Below are 19,486 nucleotides of genomic sequence, written 5' to 3' on the forward strand. Positions count from 1 at the left end.
AAATGATGTCGTCACTATTAAATTCTCTTACACTTATTTATTTCCTTTTAAAACATTCCGTCAGTTTCCGACACGAATTTTAACAGTCTCATTTTACCATAAGTGTTTTGAAAGCGTAATCTCTCATCGTTCTGGATTAGATTTCTTGCATTCTGGATTGTTCTTCTTTTCTTTAAACAAAAAGAGCTTCAAGGATTTACACCTCAAAGCTCACATTATCATTTTTTATAACTCACATTATACACATCATGACGACGGTCCTTCAGTTGACGAACGGTACCTGATTGACGCTGGCGTCTCAGAACTTCTAAGTCAACATCACCAATCATGACCATTTCGATGTTCGGGTTTGTTTCTCCTACGATACCATCTCTTGCAAATTCAAAATCAGACGGTGCGAAAATTGCAGACTGTGCATATTGAATGTCCATGTTTTCTGTTTGTGGTAAATTTCCAACCGTTCCGGAAATAACCGTATAAATTTGGTTTTCCACTGCACGGGCCTGTGCACAGTAACGTACACGTAGGTAACCTTGACGGTCTTCCGTACAAAATGGAGTAAAAATAATTTTTGCTCCTTTATCCGTAGCAATACGAGCCATTTCTGGAAACTCGATGTCATAACAAATTTGAATGGCGATTTTGCCGCAGTCTGTATCAAATACTTTTACGGAGTCACCAGGACTGATTCCCCACCACTTTCGTTCATTAGGCGTTATATGGATTTTGTACTGTTTTTCAATTGTTCCATCGCGGCGGAATAAATAGGCGATATTGTAGATTTCATCATCCTCTTCTTTGACGAAATGAGAACCACCAATAATGTTAATATTGTAACGTACCGCCAAATCTGTAAACAATTCAATATATTCTTCCGTATAATCCGTTAGTTTGCGCACAGCTAAACTCGGTGATTTAATATTCAAAAATGACATTAACTGCGTAGTGAAAATCTCAGGAAAGACAACAAAATCTGATTTTGCATCTGAGGCAACATCTGTAAAGTATTCAACCTGATTCGCGAACTCTTCAAATGAATTAATCTTACGCATCATATATTGAACAACACATATCCTAACAGGGTAGCTTGTTTTAAAGTGACGTTTGCTTGAAGGGCGATAGTCTACATTATTCCATTCCATAAGTGTTGCGTATTTCTGCGAGCGTTTGTCGTCTGGCAAGTAATTCGGATTTATTCGCATTAATGTAAATCCATTTAGCAATTGGAAAGAAAGTACAGGATCATAAATTTTGTGCATTCGAACACTGTCTACATATTCTCTTGGAGACATTTCATCAGAATGCTTGTAAAAGTTCGGTATTCGTCCCCCAATAATGATACTCTTTAAGTTCCAATGTCTTGCCAACTCTTTCCTTGCCTCATATAAGCGATGTCCAACTTTCATACGACGGTAATCTGGATGTACCATAACTTCTATACCATAAAGATTATAGCCATCAGGATTATGATTTGTAATGTATCCATTGTCAGTGACATCATCCCATGTATGTCTATCATCATATTCATCAAAGTTAATAATTAAACTAGAGCAAGACCCGATAATATCGCCATCTAACTCCGCGACTAACTGACCTTCAGGAAAAATTTCTAAATGACTTTCTAGGTGTTCCAACTTCCATGGTTCCATTCCTGGGAAACAGATGGTTTGCATATTAATAATATGTTCAATGTCCTTATGTTCCATTGGACGAATGATCATTTTCTTTTCAAATTGGGAGAGATCTAACTTTTCTGCCATATGGTATTTCACTCCTTTGATCGTACTTCTCATGTAACAATATATTGTGCGAATACACACCATTCTATTTTATCAAATGTAGTTGTAAAAGTAGAATATAGTTGAAATCAACACGTAGATTTTAATGCAGTCGGTTCCTTTTTAAGCTTCGTAAAGATTCTCATAGAAATATCATTCTTATTACACTTAGTCATCCGTTGCGAATGATTGCATAAATAGTCATGAAACTATCATTTTTCGCTTGCAAATATCGTTCATTTTACTTTTATAATGGTACCATACTATAATTTATAAGAATATGAACTGAAAGGAGTTTAATATGGAGAAAAAAGCGGATACTCCTTTTTTTATAGCATGGGCTGCTTCCGTCATCGCAACATTAGGAAGTCTTTATTTTTCTGAAATAATGAAGTACGAACCGTGCCATCTCTGTTGGTACCAACGAATTATTATGTATCCTATGGTGATAATTCTCGGAATCGCTTATGTGAAAAAAGATTTTAAACTAGCTCTCTACTCGGCTGTTTTATCAGGAATTGGAATTCTTGTTTCTCTCTATCACTATTCTATTCAAAAAATAACTCTCCTGTCCGAAAGTGCCCCAGCTTGCGGAAGGGTTCCTTGCACGGGAGAATATATTAATTGGTTCGGGTTTGTGACGATACCGTTTCTAGCACTAACAGCCTTTATTATTATTTTCATTTCAAGCCTTATTGTTATTAAGGCAATAAGAAAGGTTAAGATGGTTTAGTAAGAGACGCACACTCTTCTACTTTTTATCGAACATGACTTTGAGTCGCTAAAAGAAAATAGGAGGAAAACTACATTGAAAAAAGTTATTATTTTTATCTCTGTTGTCGTCGTACTATTCGCAGGAATTGCTATTATAACTACGATGCAAAACAATGAAAAAGCAGAAGGAAATATGTTTAAAAAAGAAAGTTTGGATCCTGCAACTGTGGATTTACTTGACGATCCTAATTATCAAAACGTCATCCTTCCAGAAGAATTAGATAAAAAGCTTGAGGATGGTAAAGACGCGACAATTTATTTTTACAGTTCTACTTGCCCACACTGTAAAGAGACGACTCCAATGCTAGCGCCATTAGCCGAGGAAATGGATGTCAATCTTGAACAATATAATGTACTTGAATTTACACAAGGTTGGGATCAATTTCAAATAGAAGGAACCCCAACAGTGATCCACTTTGAGAATGGAAAAGAAGTAGATAGACTTACAGGTTCACACTCAAAAGAAACCTATACAGACTTTTTTAACAAATACGTAAAAGAATAAAGCTGTTTTCGTAAAGTTTGTTGCTTTTAAACTACAAACTAGGTTTAACCCACTGAGTTGATTGAAGCGGAGGGCACTTGACTCCTGCGGGAAGAGAGGGAAGTGGGAGACCCCGCAGGCGAAGCCGAGGAGGCTCCCATTCCTCCCCGCGGAAAGCAAGTGCCCGTAGCGGAAATCAACGGGCAGAATTTACAAATAAAAACAACAATCTATAAAAAAAGAGCCAAGAATAATAAAAATGCGGCTGTCTTCTCGAAGACTAGCCGCATTTTTTAAACTAGCAACTGATTTGCTGCTTTTGCATACATACTAAGATTGTACTTACTATTTTCCCCTTCCGAAAATTGCTCATAGGAAAATGGAAAACATAATCCGAAGTCTTGAAGTATTTGTACGTTAGTATAAAACATTTCTTCATAAGCCGATTCTTTTGAGGAATTTTCAATGATAGAAATAATTGTTTGAAGACTTGAAATTACTTGAAATGCCTCTTTTAATGTGCCGAAGTATTCAAAATGTCTTGTCGCCGTATGTAGCACTTGAAGATCTTCGAAATGTTCAATTTCATCATCTGTAAAATAATTAGGAAAGATTGTAAAATACATATAATTGATTAATTCTTGAATCTTCTCTTCCTGTTCATGTGTTGAAGCAATAACCACCTTCACCCGAAAAAACCACCTTCATCAAACTTGTAATCTCTTTGTAATGATACAATAAGAATAACATAGAAAATAGCTCTTTAAGGGTGGTAATTATCCCCACCGACTTGGTTTTAAATGGAAATAGATAGGAATATTCAACCATGAAAAGTAGAAGGATTTAATGTCAAAAGTTAGCCTTCGTACGAAACACTTGCTATATCAAACTTTTTAAGGAGGGTGTAATTTGAAAACAGAAAGAAAAGGAAGCATGTTTCAATTAGAGATCCCAATTGAGTGGGAAAACATAACAATTGAGGAGCTATTACGCAATAAATGGCAAGCCCCTAAAAAGCTTATCCATAAAATGCGCATGAATAAAGATATACAAGTTAACGGCGAATTATTTTCATGGCATAAACCACTTCAGAAGGGGGATCAACTGCAAATCAATCTCTTTTCTGAAGACGATTATGGCGTGATCCCCGTAGGCGAAGATATCGATGTTTTATATGAAGACGACCACTTACTTGTTGTGAATAAGCGGGCAGGTATTGATACTCATCCTAATGAACCTGATGAGGTAAATACGTTAGCTAATTTTGTCGCATTCTACTTACAAGCAAAAGGGGAAAAATGCAGAGTCCTGCATGTTCATCGATTAGATCGTGATACTTCGGGGGCAATTATTTTCGCTAAACACGCTCTTAGTAAAGCAATTTTAGACCGATTACTAACAGAAAGACAAATCAAAAGAACCTATTGGGCGATCGTACAAGGGAAGCTTTCAAAAAAAGCGGGGACTGTCAGTGAACCGATTGGACGGGATCGTCATCATAACACTAGAAGACGCGTCTCCCCTTCTGGCCAGCCTGCAACAACTCATTATAAATTATTGGAGGAAGCTAAAGGGAAAAGTTTAATCCAACTTCAACTCGATACGGGGCGTACCCATCAAATTCGTGTACATATGAGCTATATCGGACATCCACTTGCTGGCGATACATTATATGGAGGAAAGCCAATATATTCCCGGCAAGCATTGCATGCAAAAAAGATTGCATTTCCCCATCCACTTACAGGGGAAACTATCGAATGTAAAGCTAGTTTTTTAGATGATCCGCCTATTTTTTCTACATTTGGGTTATAAGCGTTTTTCATCTTTCTAGAAGGCTGTTTTCGTAAAGTTTGTTGCTTTTTAACGGAAAACTAAGTTTAACCCACTGAGTTGATTCTCGCTGCGGGCACTTGACTCCTGTGGGAAAAGAGGGAAGTGGGAGACCCCACAGGCGAAGCCGAGTGTCTAGCTCCAGCGGCTAGCTCGCTGTGAAAAAGATGATTACCCTCTAAAGGCAAAAAGCGCCTTTTGAGGGTAATCCCTATTTTCTTCACGAGCTGACCAAGCCGCTTCCGCTTTTATAAGAGGCTCCCATTCCTCCCCGAGGAGTCTTGTGCCTGTAGCGGAAATCAACGGGCTGAATTCATAAGCCAAAACAACAATCTATGAGAAAAGAGCCTTCTAGAAAAAGAGCCACTCTACACATGTAGAATGGCTCTTTCATTAGTATTTATTATTGTAAACCTTTTTTAAGAGCATCAGCAATTTGTACTGTTCTTCTTGCTTGGTGCTTAACAGCTGGTTCTACTTTTTCTACCATGTTCCCATCTTGATCAACGGTTACACTTGTTCCATAAGGATTTCCTCCAGTTTCGAATGTAACTGGATCTGTGTAGCCAGGTGCAGCGATGATTGCTCCCCAGTGCATCATTGACGTATAAAGTGCTTGAATAGTTGCCTCTTGACCACCATGAGCGTTTTGTGCCGATGACATGGCACTTACTACTTTATTCGCTAATTTACCTTGGAACCAAAGCCCACCAGTAGTATCAAGGAACTGTTTCACTTGACCTGGTACGTTACCAAAACGAGTTGGTACACTGAATATAAACGCATCCGCCCATTCTAAGTCCTCAAGACTTACTACTGGAACATCCTTTGTTGCTTCCACATGTTTTTTCCAAGCAGGATTTGAAGCAATTGCTGCCTCAGGAGCTGTTTCTTCTACACGTAAAACTTTTACTTCTGCTCCAGCTTCTTTTGCTGCTTCTTCTGCCCATTTTGCTAATTCATAGTTAGTACCTGTAGAGCTGTAATAAATAACTGCTAAATTGACATTTGCCATATTCAATCTCTCCTTATAATTATTATTTGAATTTTCAACACACTACTCAGTATGTCGGAAAATCAATAAAATACACCTACTATGAGAAACTTGGTTTTATACTTGATGAGACTTTTCAATAACAAGAATAAGTAATAATACTGCTTATACCGTTATGCCTTTCTTATTCCCTTCGAGCAAAACCTGAAAACATTCTAGCCCCTTTATTCTGAAGCTATATATCTCAGTTTTGAGATATATGAATAAAAAAATAACCTCTCGAAGTGTATTATTTTGATTTCAAGATAATCGTATCTTTTCTTCTAACTAAAGTCAATAACTAAATTTAAAAAAGTGGGACTATTTAGAAATTTATTCAGTCCCACTCTATATAAGTTCATAAATTAGAAATCATCTGGATTCGCTCCAAAACGTTCATTCATGTTCAATTGATTAATATGGTTCATATCCTCTAAAGAAAGTTCAAAGTCGAACAAATTACCATTCTCTTTGATCCTATTTACATGAACAGATTTTGGAATGATAATAACATTATTTTGTAAATGCCAGCGCAAAATAACTTGTGCAGCGGTTTTTCCATGCTTTGCTGCTATATGATTAAGCATCGGCTCGTTAAGTAATTTTCCTCGAGCGATTGGCGACCACGCCTCTACAGCAATATTCTGTGATGTACAATAGTCCCTTAACCCTTCTTGTGTTAATCGTGGATGCAATTCCACTTGGTTTAGAACAGGTTTTTCATTACTATCGCTTAGCAAATCTTCTAGGTGATGCTGTTTAAAATTACTTACCCCGATAGATTTTACCAATCCTTCATCATGAATTCGTTCTAAAGCTTTCCATGTTTCTTTATATTTGTCTTTCACTGGCCAATGAATTAAATACAGGTCAAGATACTCCATATCTAATTTTTTTAAACTTTCTTCAAACGCTTTTAATGTTGCATCATATCCTTGATCCGTGTTCCACACCTTTGAAGTGATGAATAAATCTTTTCTTGCAATTGAAGATTCTTTCGCTGCCTTCCCAACACTTTCTTCATTTTGATAAAAAGATGCAGTATCAATGGAACGGTAACCGTATTCGATGGCAGTCTTCACAGATTGAACGGTCTCTTCCGGATTTTCCATTTTATAGACACCTAAACCTACGTACGGAATTTCCTTTCCATTATGTAACGTGAATGTACTTTGAAGATTTTTCAACATATTTTCCCCTCCTCTCCTTTATTTTACAAACTTTCAGAATATATTACCAATAAGTTGAGGGATTCTTAAAAATTGGGTACTTTGACTTAAAAAATCCCTTCTCTGCTTTTATCTTAGTAGAGAAGGGATTTTTTAAAGAATGGCGGTTTTCGTAAAGTTTGTTGCTTTCCACTACGGGCAGGATTTATAAGTGAAAACAACAATCTATGAGAAAAGAGCCTAAAGAATAAATTGATTTTCATAACGACTAATAAAATATAATTGATGCAACGGTCTTGTCATCGCAACATATTGAAGTTTAATATCCAATTCATTCTCCTCGTTATAAGTTTCGTCAATTGCAGCAATCATGACTACATCAAACTCTAACCCTTTAGATAAGTAGGAGGGGACAATGACAAGTTGATCTTTCGGAATCGATTCCTGTTCTTGAAGGAGTTTCACTTTTATTGTTAAGCACTTCTCTAACGCTTTTGCAATTTTCCGGCAGTCCTTCATACTCTTTCCTATCACCGCGAAGGTTTGAAAATCTTTTGTCTTGCCCTCCTCTACTATTCTTTCCACTTTTTCTACTAATTGTTCTATTGTAGAAACAATGAAGGAAGTAGGTTTTTCACCGTGCCTTACAACGGGATTGACTTTCGGAAATGTGTACGGCAGCTTTTTTAGTAGATTATTTGCTTCATCCATAATCTCAATTGTCGTCCGGTAGCTTTTCTGCAATTCTGTGTAGGTTGCACGTGGGAATACCTCCTTAAAAATAGGCTCCCAAGAAGAAAGTCCTCGATAGGAATGGATCCCTTGTGCCAGGTCTCCAACTAATGTGAACATATCCGTTTCTAACGCACGTTTTAAGGAATAGAGCTGCAAGTAACTATAGTCCTGTGCTTCATCTATTACGACATTTTTTGCTTTGTAAAACTTGTCTATTCCAAAAAGGGCCGTTTGCAAATATAAAAGGGCGGCTAAATCCTCTACCTCATACCGTTTTTTTGAAAGAATGTTTAATGAGTATTTGGAGAGTTGTTCTGCTTTCACTCGCGATAAGTCTCCTCCTGAATACTCTACTAATTTTTCTGAAGAAGTAAAAAGTTCTTTATAATATTGATACAAATTTTTCTTCTCAAATTGCTTCATATATTGAGTGACACTCGTACTGATTGCTTTCTTCATTGCGGATAATCGCTCTGTTTTTTTATCTAGTGCCTTTGAAATATACTGTTTTCTATTTGGTGCTTTTGTATGTTGATAGAGTGCTTTTTCAATTTTTTCATCAAAAAAATCCTCTACCTTCTTTATCATTTGCGTTTTATTGGACCGAACATAGCTTTGAAGAAGACCCTTCAGTTTTTCCAACCTTCTAAACAAAGGGAGATATGTGTATTCCTCTGTAAGTAGTTTCGTAAATTTCTTAGCAGAAAATAGCTTATATTTATCTACCATAAAGTCCTTTTTAGGGTAAAACCGCTGTTCAATTTCTTCCAAATAGCAGTCTAATATTTTTCTGAAAGTCTTTGACCCTTTAAAGCCTGAAATCCATGAAGCCTCTTTGACATCATTCGTATCTTTTTCAATTAATTGAATAAGCTTATTATCTTCTACCAACTTTAGTTTCTTCTCAAGACATGTCATAACATAATCTGTAAAAGTCGTTTGTCTCACTTTTTCTACACCAAGCTCCGGCAATGCTTCCGAAATGTAATCAATAAATAACTTACTTGGAGCGAGGATCATCAATTGTCTCGGATCAAAATATTGTTTGTAGTTGTAAATAAAGTAGGAAATACGATGCAATGCAATCGTTGTTTTCCCACTACCTGCTGCCCCTTGAACAATAATCGGTCTGTTCAAATCAGCACGGATAATCCTATTTTGTTCTTCTTGAATCGTAGAAATAATTTCAGTCAAACGGTTACTGGAGCTTTTGGCTAAAGAATCTTGCAATAGTTCATCGGTCGTCGTCAAATCGATATCGCGTATTTCCTCAAGCTCCCCCTCTTCTATCATGTACTGTCTTTTTAAGGAAAGGTCCCCTTCGTATACTTCATCTTCTGCTTCATAAGAGACTTCCCCAATACGACCTTCATAGTAGAGGTTAGCAATCGGTGACCGCCAATCAACAATAATTTGTTCTTGATTTTCACGCTGGTAAAGTGATGTTTTTCCAATATAATGCTTTTCAGGTTGACTTGAATCGGTTCCTTTAAAATCGATTCTTGCAAAATAGGGTTTTCTTCGAGCCTTCTTTAATGACTCTAATTCTTCTTTTGACATGTCAAAGAAGCTGGCATTCGTTAAAATATCAATGTAGGCTGCACTAGACTCCAACCAATCAACGTCGCCAAATGCTTTTTCCATATTATCTTTGAATTTTTCTTTGCTGGATTCGGATGTTTCAATGACAACATCGATATACCGCTTCGTGAACTCTAACCGATCTTTTTCTGTTAAGAAGTCTGGATGTGGATGGATTTGCTTCGTCATACTTTTCTCCTTTCAAAAATGAAGTTAGCCGCGTTGGAGAAGTCTGACAAAATTATGTAGGCGTTGGGAGCAGAAATTTATATTATCAGAAAACTAACAACAATTCAACTTGTTTTTTTCGTACTTATTTATTGGGTTACTAAACCGTTTTCGCTATAATCAAAGTGGGCTTATATATTAAATAATAAAGGAGATTCTTATTATGAAGATTGCGGTTTTAAGCGGAAGTTCACGACCAAATGGTAACACAGAAACATTAGCATTACTTGCAGTTGAAAAACGTAATTATAAGCTTTTTAATTTAAAGGATTATCATATCAATCCTATAAATGATTTACGACATGACCCGAATGGCTTCCAACCTGTTGATGATGATTACGAAGAACTAATTAAGGAATTGCTTGAATACGATGTTTGGGTATATGCAACCCCTATCTATTGGTACGGAATGTCTGGCGTTATGAAAAACTTTATTGATCGATGGTCACAATTTCTTCGGGACCCACAATTACAGTTCAAAGAAAAAATGAGTCAGAAAAAAGCATATGTCGTAATTTGTGGTGGCGACCAAGCTAAAGTAAAAGGTCTACCACTTATTATGCAATTTAAATACATTTTTGATTTTGTCGGAACGGAATTTGGCGGATACGTTATTGGTCAAGCAAGTAAACCGGAAGATATCCATAAGGACGCACACGCATTAGAGCAAGCTAAATCTTTATTAGAGGTGTAAAACAATGAAACGATCGCCCATTTCATATTTTAGAATTTCAGGATTTATCGAAGGGATCTCTCTATTAATCTTATTATTTATCGCCATGCCACTGAAATATTTTGCTGGATTACCAGAAGTAGTGACAGTTGTCGGTTCGCTACACGGATTCTTCTTTGTTCTCTATATCCTTATTACTGGCTTTACAACATTAAAGGTCAAATGGCATCTTGGTTGGCCAATCGCAGCCGTCATCGTTGCCTTTATTCCATTCGGAAACTTTATCCTAGACTGGAGATTAAAAAAGACAGAACTAGCTTAAAAGAAAAGTGGTAGCGGCTTGGTCAGCTCCGACTAGCATAAGACGAGCATCCAGAAAAGGCGCTTTTTGCCTTTTTGGGGATGCTTGACTTATGACCTCGAGGAGCTAGCCGCTGGAACTAGACAAAGAAAAGTGATAGCGGCTCGGTCAGCTCCGACAAGCATAAGACGATCATCCCAAAAAGGCGCTTTTTGCCTTTTGGGGGTGCTTGGCTTATGACCTCGAGGAGCTAGCCGCTAGAACTAGACAAAGAAAAGTGGTAGCGGCTCGTCCTGAGGTGACAAGCTATTTTGAACCAGATCCTTCTATCTATATCCTATAACTGCAAAACCATACAAATAAGCCACTATCCATCCAAGGACAGTGGCTTTTATTTACATTTAACCTGTACTAACTATTTACCTTAGCTTTTCCACGGACTTTTTCCAGTTGACTGCCAAGATACTTTGCTAATTCCTGCATGCCAAACTTCCCGTATTTTTCTTCTGCTTCACTATTGTAGTTTGTGTTCGTATTAATATCATACGTAAATATTTCGCCCTCTTCATTGCGGATAAATTCAATTCCCGCAACCTTAACGCCATTATTTTTTAAGAAATTCTCATATTGAGAGATAATACCTTCTGAAAAGTCAGCAATAATTTGGAACTTCGGTTGCTCTTGCTGTTCCCCTACAGGACAAAATAGATCGTCAATTCGGCATGCGTCCGCTGGGCAAAGCTCAAATCCTTCCGATGTATCTACCCTTACTGCATATACAAACTTCCCACCAACAAATTCACAGCGAGTAATAGATGAATCGGGTGAAGTAATATACTCCTGAATGAGCGTTGTTCCGTCTACCGGTTCTTCAAATTCTGGTCCATTCACATACTGTTCTAAAGCTTCAATAGAATGGAACAACTGAACACCTAATCCTTTTCCAGCGCGATTATGCTTTGTAATAAAGGAAGGTTTATTCAATTTTTTTGCCGCTTCAATTATTTGTTCTTTCCCAACTGCTGCCAGTGTCTTAGGAGTTTTAATTCCTGCAGCCTCTAAAGCCATATATTGCTTCACTTTACTTAATTCTAATTTAAGTGCATCTGTTCCATTAATAACAAGACGGTTGTGTTGCTCTAACCAAGTAAGCACAGAATCCGTCAGCTCCGGTGAGTACCTATTCCCGCGTGTATGAGAAGAAGCACTCATTCTATTGTAAAATACTCCTTCAGGAGGTTTCTCATTTAAGTCGACGATCCCCTGTCCTAAAAACCACTCTTCATACGGTAATCCCTCTTCATCTAATCGTTTAGTAAGATGATTTGTCCATTCATTATTTTCATGGATAACATATATTTTACTCATAGCTTAAACCCCGTTTTATTTAAGATTTTTTCTCTGTAATGATAAAAGAAGGCTGTTTTCGTAAAGTTTATTGTTTGTGGGAAATGGACCGTTCCTTTCCACTCCCATTCACTCTGTGTTTTCAACTATTGTTAAAAGCAACACTCTTTTAGAAAACAGCCAAAAAGAAAAGCAGTTTTTAAAATTGCGATTCTTTAATTACTTACGACAGCGCGTTTAGCTTCAACTAGTGGCATAACGTCTCGTGAGAAACGTTCCATCTCTTCCAATTGAGGAGAAAATTGAAGAAGTAATAAATCAATTCCTGCACGTTCGTAAGCAATGATTTTATCTGCTACTTGTTCTGGTGTTCCAATTAGATTCGGACGTAAACCACGATTGGAAACAGAATAATCATAAAGCTTTACTTGCTGTTCTAATTGTGACTTTCCAACGAAGTCTTTATACCCTGAATAGGCGCTAGATTCTTTCACATCGGTAATACGATCAATCTCTGCTTGTGCTTCTTCTTCCGTATCGCGGCAAACAACATAGGCAGCCATACCAAATGATTGGAATGGTGTTTTTCCAGCCTGCTCGCGTCGTTCCTTCATATCCTTTACTTTTGTTTCTATTTCTTCTACCGTTCCCCCATGCATAACATACGCATCACATTTTTCTACAATTGTTTGCTTTCCTCTTGGACTTTCACCACCTGCATATAAAACAGGATTTGGCTTTTGAATTGGTTTAGGTGATAGATGAGCATTCTCTGCATTATAAAACTTTCCATTATAAGAAAACTGTTCTTCTTCCCATAGACCTTTTAAAACATCAATAAATTCCTCTGTACGGTCATAGCGCTCGTCATGTTCCGTAAATGCACCACCATATTGGCGTGCTTCTCCTTCCCACCAAGCAGAAACAACATTAAGTGTAAAACGACCATTACTTATATTATCAATATTCGCAGCCATTTTAGCCGTCACTGCTGGATTATGAAAAGCGGGACGGACTGCTGCCATGATTTCGATTTTCTCTGTAACTGCTGCAAGTGCCGCAGCCGTAGACCATGCTTCTAATGATGGACTCTCTGGTCCTTTTATATCATTAAGATACAATTCGGCAATCAGCGTCGTATCATATCCCCATTTTTCTGCTGATTGGATTACTTCTTTTGCGTATTCGAAAGTTGGTGGCATTTTCTCGTCTTCTACATTCCTTAACCACCCACCAAATATTGGTAACCAAAATCCGTATTTCATATTTAACTCATCTCCCTAAATTAACTAAGTGGTGAAACAATGAGGTAATTTTTAATAAATGGTATTAAAAAAACCTCTTCAGATAAGAAGAAGTTTGTTAGTATCCTCTCTTATCTTTCAGAACCAAATGCTCTGCTGGAATTAGCACCAATCTATTACTATTGGTTGCTGGGCTTCATCGGGCCAGTCCCTCTGCCTCTCTCGATAAGAATATTCAGTTATTTTCTTTCTTAGTAATCCTACTATAGAAGTTGGTTTTATGTCAAATATAAAGTAAAGCTTTAGTAAGTGCGGAATTTTTTCTTTATTTACATGCAAGAAAGCGCTCTTTAAGAAGCGCTAATTTCTGGTAGTTGTTGATCAATATTTTTAAAACGATTAGATCCTCCAAATAATACTTTTATAATGACTCCTGTGCAGCACTGCTTATAATAGAAAACCTGCTTCCTACTTAGGACAAAAGTTAATACAAAACATTTGATTATTCATTGAACATATTACTTGACTTAAATAAAAGGGGAAATTATAGTTGTCATTGTTTTCTACTTACAAAGGGAAACTTAGAAGTAACATACAAAAATATAGTATATTTATTCTCATGGCACTACGCGATCATTATCAAGTTGACACGTAGCTGTTGTGAACTTTACAACTAGGAGGTTACCATAATGACTGATTTTTTTAATATAGCAAGAGAAAGACGTTCTACAAAAGTGTACGACCCTAACTTAGAAATTCCTCGTGAAGAACTTCTAGAAATTCTTGAAGTTGCCGGAAGAGCTCCCTCTGCTTGGAATCTGCAGCATTGGCAGTTTTTAGTTTTTGATAATAAAGAATTACAACAAAGACTTCTACCAATCACTTTTAATCAACAACAATTTGCTGATGCTTCTGCAGTTGTAGCAATCTTAGGTGACCTTGAAGCGAACAAAAATACGGACAAAGTCTTTGACCCTTCCATTGAAAGAGGCGAAATGACTCCAGAGTTAAAAGAAATTTTAAGAGGACAAATTGAGGGTGCCTACAGACGTAAAGAATACCCAAGAGATGCAGCTTTCTTAAATGCTTCATTAGCTGCTATGCAACTTATGCTTGCAGCGAAAGCAAAAGGCTGGGATTCATGCCCTGTCGGTGGATTTGACCCAGCTAAATTAATGGAAGAATTCAATGTATCTGATCGGTATATACCGGTTATGCTTATTACGATTGGGAAACCGTTAAAAGAAGCACGTAAAACAGATCGTCTTGACATCCATGATTTAATTACTTGGGCGAAATAAAGTAAAACTTCAATCAGTAAGTTTTTTCCATCTCTACTGACAGTTAGTTGAACCAATTTGGCATTTACGGGGTAATTATTCTAACTTAAAAAGCTACATTGTAGAGCACAATGCTCTACAATGTAGCTTTTTTATATTTGTTCATTATATTTCTCCATTAATTAGCGAGTCACTCCCTTTATTTTTAAAATCAAACAAGGAAACATACATATTTCAAACATTTTAACCTTAAGATTGTTGCTTTTAACAACGTTTAAAAGCATAGAGCGAATCGGAATGGTCCATTACCCACAAACAAAAAATTTTACGAAAACAAACCTTCAAGAAAAATGTAATGGTATAAAAAATAACATAGCTAGCTAAATAACAAAAAAGCCTGTTAGAGTTTCTTACATAAACAATGAAACCACCCAAAATGTTCAGTATTATCTAAATTATCGATCAGATAAATGATACTATGTAAAATAATTTTGGGAGGTAGGAATGATTAAACAAAAACTTGTCCTTATAGGAAATGGTATGGCAGGCATTCGTTGTATTGAAGAGATTCTAAAAATTAATCCCCGTGGCTTTGATATAACCGTTTTTGGAAGCGAACCACATCCGAATTATAATCGAATTCTTTTATCTAAGGTACTGCAAGGTGATACAACAATTGACGATATAACATTAAACGACTGGAACTGGTACAAAACAAATAACATTCAATTATGCGTCGGAGAAGAAGTTATAAAAATTGATAAAGAAAATCAAGTTGTTTATTCAAATAAGAATCGAAGCGTTTCCTACGACAAATTAATTATTGCAACTGGGTCTATTCCATTTATCCTTCCCATCCCAGGGGCTAACAAAAAAGGAGTTACTGCTTTTCGAGATATTAAAGACTGTGAAACAATGTTGGATTACTCAGAAAATCATAAGAAGGCTGTCGTCATTGGTGGAGGTTTATTAGGACTGGAAGCTGCAAGAGGCCTTTTAAACTTAGGTATGCAAGTAGACGTCGTCCATATAGGTGATTATTTAATGGAGAAACAATTAGACAAAACAGCTGGGACGTTATTACAAAAAAATCTTGAAAAACAAGGAATGAACTTTTTATTAAAAAAACAAACGGTGGAAATCATCGGAGAAGATTCTGTTGAAGGAATTAGATTTAGCGATGGAAGTGAAGTAAAAACGGATTTAGTAGTAATGGCCGTCGGTATAAAACCGAACGCATTACTAGCTGAAAAAAATGGAATTCGTATGAACCGCGGAATTTTAGTCAACGATTACTTAGAAACAGACACTCCGAACATTTATGCAGTGGGTGAGTGTGCTGAGCATCGTAAAGTTGTTTATGGATTAGTCGCTCCTCTTTATGAACAAGGTAAAGTCTTAGCAAAACGGATATGTGGAATAAGTACAGATGGTTATCAAGGATCCGTTTTGTCTACTCAATTAAAGGTTTCAGGTGTAGACGTTTTTTCCGCCGGTCAATTCAGGGAAGATAACGAAACAAAATCATATCAAGTATATGATGAGTGGAATAATTCCTATAAAAAAATCTTAATACGCGATGAAAAAATTGTAGGCGCCGTATTATTTGGAAATACAAGCGAAGGAAATAAATTACTCCGTTACATCAACCAAGAAGCGAACTTTTCTGAATATACGAATCAATTTACTGTTTCTGATGCAGATTCAAAAGAAAACTTTGCAGCAATAATGGCGGATGATGAGCTCATTTGTGGATGTAATGGCGTAACGAAGGAAGAAGTTGTTAAAGCAATTTCTTCAAAAGGCCTAAAAACTGTTGAAGAAATTAAAGGGTGTACGAATGCATCAAGGTCATGTGGCGGATGTAAACCACTAGTTTCTGATTTATTAGCCCACACTTTAGGAGATGAGTTTGATCAGAGCGAACAAAAGCAGGCAATTTGTACTTGTACAACATTGTCCCGTGATGAAGTCGTGCAGGAAATTAAGGATAAGCAATTAACACATTTACGTGAAGTCATGAGTGTTTTAGGGTGGAAAGATGAAGAAGGTTGCTCCAAGTGCAGACCTGCATTGAATTACTACTTAGGCATGGTTCATCCAGAAAAATACGTAGACGAACGCGAATCAAGATATGTGAATGAACGACTTCATGCAAATATTCAAAAGGATGGAACCTATTCGGTTGTTCCAAGAATGTATGGTGGAGTAACTAATGCTGCGGAGTTAAGGAAAATAGCAAATGTGGCTGACAAATACGCAGTACCCCTTATCAAAATTACCGGTGGTCAACGTGTTGATTTACTCGGAATAAAAAAAGAAGATTTACCAAAAATGTGGGAAGATCTTGATATGCCATCTGGATACGCATATGGGAAATCAACTAGAACAGTGAAAACCTGTGTCGGTGAAAACTTCTGTCGTTTTGGAACACAAGATTCCATAGGAATGGGGATTGCACTAGAGAAAAAATTTGAGCGGTTAAACACCCCTCATAAAGTGAAAATGGCTGTCTCAGCATGTCCGCGAAACTGTGCCGAATCGGGAATAAAAGATCTTGGTGTTGTTGGTGTAGAAGGTTCATGGGAGCTTTACATTGGAGGAAACGGTGGAACACATTTAAGAGCTGGTGACCTTTTAATAAAAGTAAAAACAAAAGAAGAAGTATTGGAGTTCACAGGAGCCTACTTACAGTACTATAGAGAAACCGCTAATTACCTTGAACGTACTTCCGAATGGGTAGAGCGGATCGGATTAAACCATATCCAATCTATTCTTAAAAATAAGTCGTATCGAAATGAATTAAATGAGCGTATAGAGCAAGCATTATCAGGGGTAAAGGACCCTTGGAAAGAAGCAATTGAAAGTAAAACTATTCAAAAAGAACTTTATTCAAACGTATTAGTTCCTGTAGATACAAAATAACTTACACGGGGGAATAAAAAAAATGAAGCATACGGTTACGCGAACGAAAGTTACCACAGTCGCTGAATTGTCTGAAAAACTCGGAAAAAGAGTTCAAATAGGCCCTTATGAAATTGCTTTATTTAAATTATCTAATGGAAGTGTTCGAGCAATTGAAAATCGTTGTCCACATAAAGGTGGAGTACTGTCAGAAGGAATGATTAGTGAAAACTCAGTATTTTGCCCTATGCATGATTGGAAAATTAATCTAGATAACGGAAAGGTCCATGAACCGGATATTGGATGCGTTAAAACATATCAAGTAGAAGTCATAAATGATGAAGTTTATATAATCCTGTGAAAATTCCCTATTAGGAGTGATTTGATGGCATTTGTTAAACCTGATCAAGTTTTAAAGAATATGATTCAAGTGGGTGCACAAAAGTCAAGGTTATCAGTAAAAGACCTATTAATTAGAGGTGGCTTATCCGGGGCATTACTCGGATTTGCCACAACTCTTGCCTTCACGGCTGAAATTCAGTCGGATATGGGGATTTTAGGTGCCATCCTTTTCCCAGCAGGCTTTGTCATTATCATTCTACTCGGATTAGAACTTGTAACAGGAAATTTCGCGTTAATTCCAACCGCCGTATTACATAAACAAACAACTATACAAAAGATGTTATCGAACTGGTTTTGGGTGATAATAGGACATTTAATAGGTTGTGGGTTATATGCTTTATTATTTATCCTGTCCGAAACTAAGTTAGGGCAAGTATCAGACAGTATTATGATTGAAAAACTCATCGCTGTTTCTGAAGCGAAAACGATAGGATATGCAAGCCTCGGAACAGAAGGTCTTGTTGTTGTATTTATTAAAGCAATGCTATGTAATTGGATGGTAACCCTTGGCGCTGTCATGGCGATGACAGCAAAGTCTACGATTGGCAAAATAGCAGCAATGTGGCTACCAGTAATGACCTTCTTTGCACAAGGGTTTGAGCATGCTGTTGTTAATATGTTTGTCATCCCTGCAGGTATGATGCTTGGAGCAAATGTTTCTATGTTTGATTGGTGGTATTGGAACCAATTCCCCGTCACAATTGGAAACATTGTCGGCGGCTTCTTATTTACCGGATTAGCCCTATATGTAACCTATAACAAACAGGAATCGAAAGTGATAGTCAAAATGTCAAAAACAAAAACACTTTAAAAGGGGTTGTTTAGATGGGAAAAGTATATATAGTAGGCGCAGGACCTGGAGACCCGGAATTAATTACAATAAAAGCTTTAAAGTGTATTCAGCAGGCAGATGTAATTTTATATGATCGATTAGTTAATAAAGAATTATTAGACCACTCCAAATCGTTTGTGGAACTTGTTTATTGTGGAAAATCACCTAATAATCATACATGGAAACAAGAGACAATCAACCAGCTTTTAATTAAATATGCTAGTAGTGGGAAAATTGTAACCCGATTAAAAGGAGGTGATCCATTTATTTTTGGGCGAGGTGGTGAAGAAGCAGAAATACTAGCAAAAAACGGGATTCAATATGAAATAGTCCCCGGTATTACAGCAGGGATTGCTGCCCCAGCATACGCTGGCATTCCTGTAACCCATCGTGATGTTAGCAGCTCATTTGCAGTTGTTACTGGGCATAAAAATAACGGTGAACCAAAAGATATTGACTGGGAAAGTCTCGCGAATGGAGTTGATACCCTCGCCATTTATATGGGGATAAAAAACCTCCCTTATATTTGCCGTCAACTTATTAAACACCATAGAAATCCTCACACTCCTGTTGCTATTATTCATAAAGGAACGACAAGTAATCAACAAACAATTACAGGAACACTACTTACTATCGTTGATAAAATGAAAAAAGCAACTATTCGTAATCCATCCATGATTGTTGTTGGAGAAGTTGTTCATTTTCATGAAAAGCTCTCTCAGTTTACAGAACAGCCTCCCACCCCAAACGTGCATGAAGCGTTTGTATAAAGAGAAATGATAAAAAATCAGGCCCCCCACCTATCCTTCCTCGGTTCTTTCAAACTTTTGAGGTAAGGGTTCCCTGCTAATGTGGGATACATATTATCGTTTCTAAATATAAGGGAAAAGA

17 protein-coding genes and 1 riboswitch are annotated in these 19,486 nt (G+C 37.0%); of the genes, 10 read left to right on the top strand and 7 right to left on the bottom strand.

What is annotated here, in order from left to right; genetic code table 11:
- Positions 1-218: 218 nt before the first annotated feature.
- Entirely contained in the window at positions 219-1,760 is a 1,542-nt protein-coding gene (locus tag ACFSUL_RS19880; protein WP_377937908.1) for a GNAT family N-acetyltransferase, read from the bottom strand.
- Positions 1,761-2,079: 319 nt separating this feature from the next.
- On the opposite strand from ACFSUL_RS19880, the gene ACFSUL_RS19885 reads away from it, so the two are divergent.
- Together ACFSUL_RS19885 and ACFSUL_RS19890 are read left to right on the top strand one after the other, a co-directional pair.
- Positions 2,080-2,511 carry a disulfide oxidoreductase gene (locus ACFSUL_RS19885; protein ID WP_377937910.1) on the top strand — a complete coding sequence of 144 codons (432 nt, stop codon included), beginning with the start codon at positions 2,080-2,082 and terminating at the stop codon, positions 2,509-2,511.
- Between the two features lie 75 nt (positions 2,512-2,586).
- On the top strand, positions 2,587-3,057 hold the full coding sequence (locus ACFSUL_RS19890; protein WP_377937912.1) for a thioredoxin family protein: 471 nt from the start codon (positions 2,587-2,589) through the stop codon (positions 3,055-3,057).
- A gap of 272 nt (positions 3,058-3,329) precedes the next feature.
- Here the strand turns inward: ACFSUL_RS19890 and ACFSUL_RS19895 are convergent, their stop codons facing one another.
- Positions 3,330-3,725 (bottom strand): YhcU family protein, encoded by a 396-nt coding sequence (locus ACFSUL_RS19895; protein ID WP_377937914.1) that lies wholly within the window; start codon positions 3,723-3,725, stop codon positions 3,330-3,332.
- Between the two features lie 220 nt (positions 3,726-3,945).
- On the opposite strand from ACFSUL_RS19895, the gene ACFSUL_RS19900 reads away from it, so the two are divergent.
- On the top strand, positions 3,946-4,848 hold the full coding sequence (locus ACFSUL_RS19900) for an RluA family pseudouridine synthase (protein WP_377937916.1): 903 nt from the start codon (positions 3,946-3,948) through the stop codon (positions 4,846-4,848).
- A 421-nt stretch (positions 4,849-5,269) separates the two neighbouring features.
- Here ACFSUL_RS19900 and wrbA read toward each other — a convergent pair whose 3' ends face one another.
- From wrbA to helD, 3 genes are all read right to left on the bottom strand, one after another.
- Complete coding sequence (wrbA, locus tag ACFSUL_RS19905) at positions 5,270-5,881, bottom strand: NAD(P)H:quinone oxidoreductase (protein ID WP_377937918.1); 612 nt, start codon at positions 5,879-5,881, stop codon at positions 5,270-5,272.
- A gap of 383 nt (positions 5,882-6,264) precedes the next feature.
- Entirely contained in the window at positions 6,265-7,089 is an 825-nt protein-coding gene (locus ACFSUL_RS19910) for an aldo/keto reductase (RefSeq protein WP_377937920.1), read from the bottom strand.
- 219 nt (positions 7,090-7,308) lie between these two features.
- Positions 7,309-9,573: an RNA polymerase recycling motor HelD gene (helD, locus tag ACFSUL_RS19915; protein ID WP_377937922.1), complete on the bottom strand. Its 2,265-nt coding sequence runs from the start codon at positions 9,571-9,573 to the stop codon at positions 7,309-7,311.
- Positions 9,574-9,781: 208 nt separating this feature from the next.
- Here helD and ACFSUL_RS19920 point away from each other — a divergent pair, with 208 nt between their 5' ends.
- On the top strand, positions 9,782-10,306 hold the full coding sequence (locus tag ACFSUL_RS19920) for a flavodoxin family protein (protein WP_377937964.1): 525 nt from the start codon (positions 9,782-9,784) through the stop codon (positions 10,304-10,306).
- Between the two features lie 4 nt (positions 10,307-10,310).
- Positions 10,311-10,607 (top strand): DUF3817 domain-containing protein, encoded by a 297-nt coding sequence (locus ACFSUL_RS19925; RefSeq protein ID WP_377937924.1) that lies wholly within the window; start codon positions 10,311-10,313, stop codon positions 10,605-10,607.
- 390 nt (positions 10,608-10,997) lie between these two features.
- Here ACFSUL_RS19925 and ACFSUL_RS19930 read toward each other — a convergent pair whose 3' ends face one another.
- Positions 10,998-11,954: an ATP-grasp domain-containing protein gene (locus ACFSUL_RS19930; RefSeq protein ID WP_377937926.1), complete on the bottom strand. Its 957-nt coding sequence runs from the start codon at positions 11,952-11,954 to the stop codon at positions 10,998-11,000.
- Positions 11,955-12,148: 194 nt separating this feature from the next.
- On the bottom strand, positions 12,149-13,198 hold the full coding sequence (locus tag ACFSUL_RS19935) for an LLM class flavin-dependent oxidoreductase (RefSeq protein ID WP_377937928.1): 1,050 nt from the start codon (positions 13,196-13,198) through the stop codon (positions 12,149-12,151).
- Positions 13,199-13,305: 107 nt separating this feature from the next.
- Positions 13,306-13,409, bottom strand: a riboswitch (SAM riboswitch).
- Positions 13,410-13,866: 457 nt separating this feature from the next.
- On the opposite strand from ACFSUL_RS19935, the gene ACFSUL_RS19940 reads away from it, so the two are divergent.
- From ACFSUL_RS19940 to cobA, 5 genes are all read left to right on the top strand, one after another.
- Complete coding sequence (locus tag ACFSUL_RS19940; protein WP_071413275.1) at positions 13,867-14,478, top strand: nitroreductase family protein; 612 nt, start codon at positions 13,867-13,869, stop codon at positions 14,476-14,478.
- A gap of 483 nt (positions 14,479-14,961) precedes the next feature.
- Complete coding sequence (gene nirB / locus ACFSUL_RS19945; RefSeq protein ID WP_377937931.1) at positions 14,962-17,382, top strand: nitrite reductase large subunit NirB; 2,421 nt, start codon at positions 14,962-14,964, stop codon at positions 17,380-17,382.
- 22 nt (positions 17,383-17,404) lie between these two features.
- Positions 17,405-17,722 (top strand): nitrite reductase small subunit NirD, encoded by a 318-nt coding sequence (gene nirD / locus ACFSUL_RS19950; RefSeq protein ID WP_377937933.1) that lies wholly within the window; start codon positions 17,405-17,407, stop codon positions 17,720-17,722.
- Positions 17,723-17,746: 24 nt separating this feature from the next.
- A complete protein-coding gene (locus ACFSUL_RS19955) occupies positions 17,747-18,574 on the top strand; it encodes a formate/nitrite transporter family protein (protein ID WP_377937935.1) in 828 nt (275 codons plus the stop codon).
- Between the two features lie 14 nt (positions 18,575-18,588).
- Positions 18,589-19,365: a uroporphyrinogen-III C-methyltransferase gene (gene cobA, locus ACFSUL_RS19960; protein WP_377937937.1), complete on the top strand. Its 777-nt coding sequence runs from the start codon at positions 18,589-18,591 to the stop codon at positions 19,363-19,365.
- Positions 19,366-19,486: the final 121 nt, after the last annotated feature.

The organism is Bacillus seohaeanensis, assembly GCF_042684945.1.
GTDB lineage: Bacteria > Bacillota > Bacilli > Bacillales > Bacillaceae_B > Rossellomorea > Rossellomorea seohaeanensis.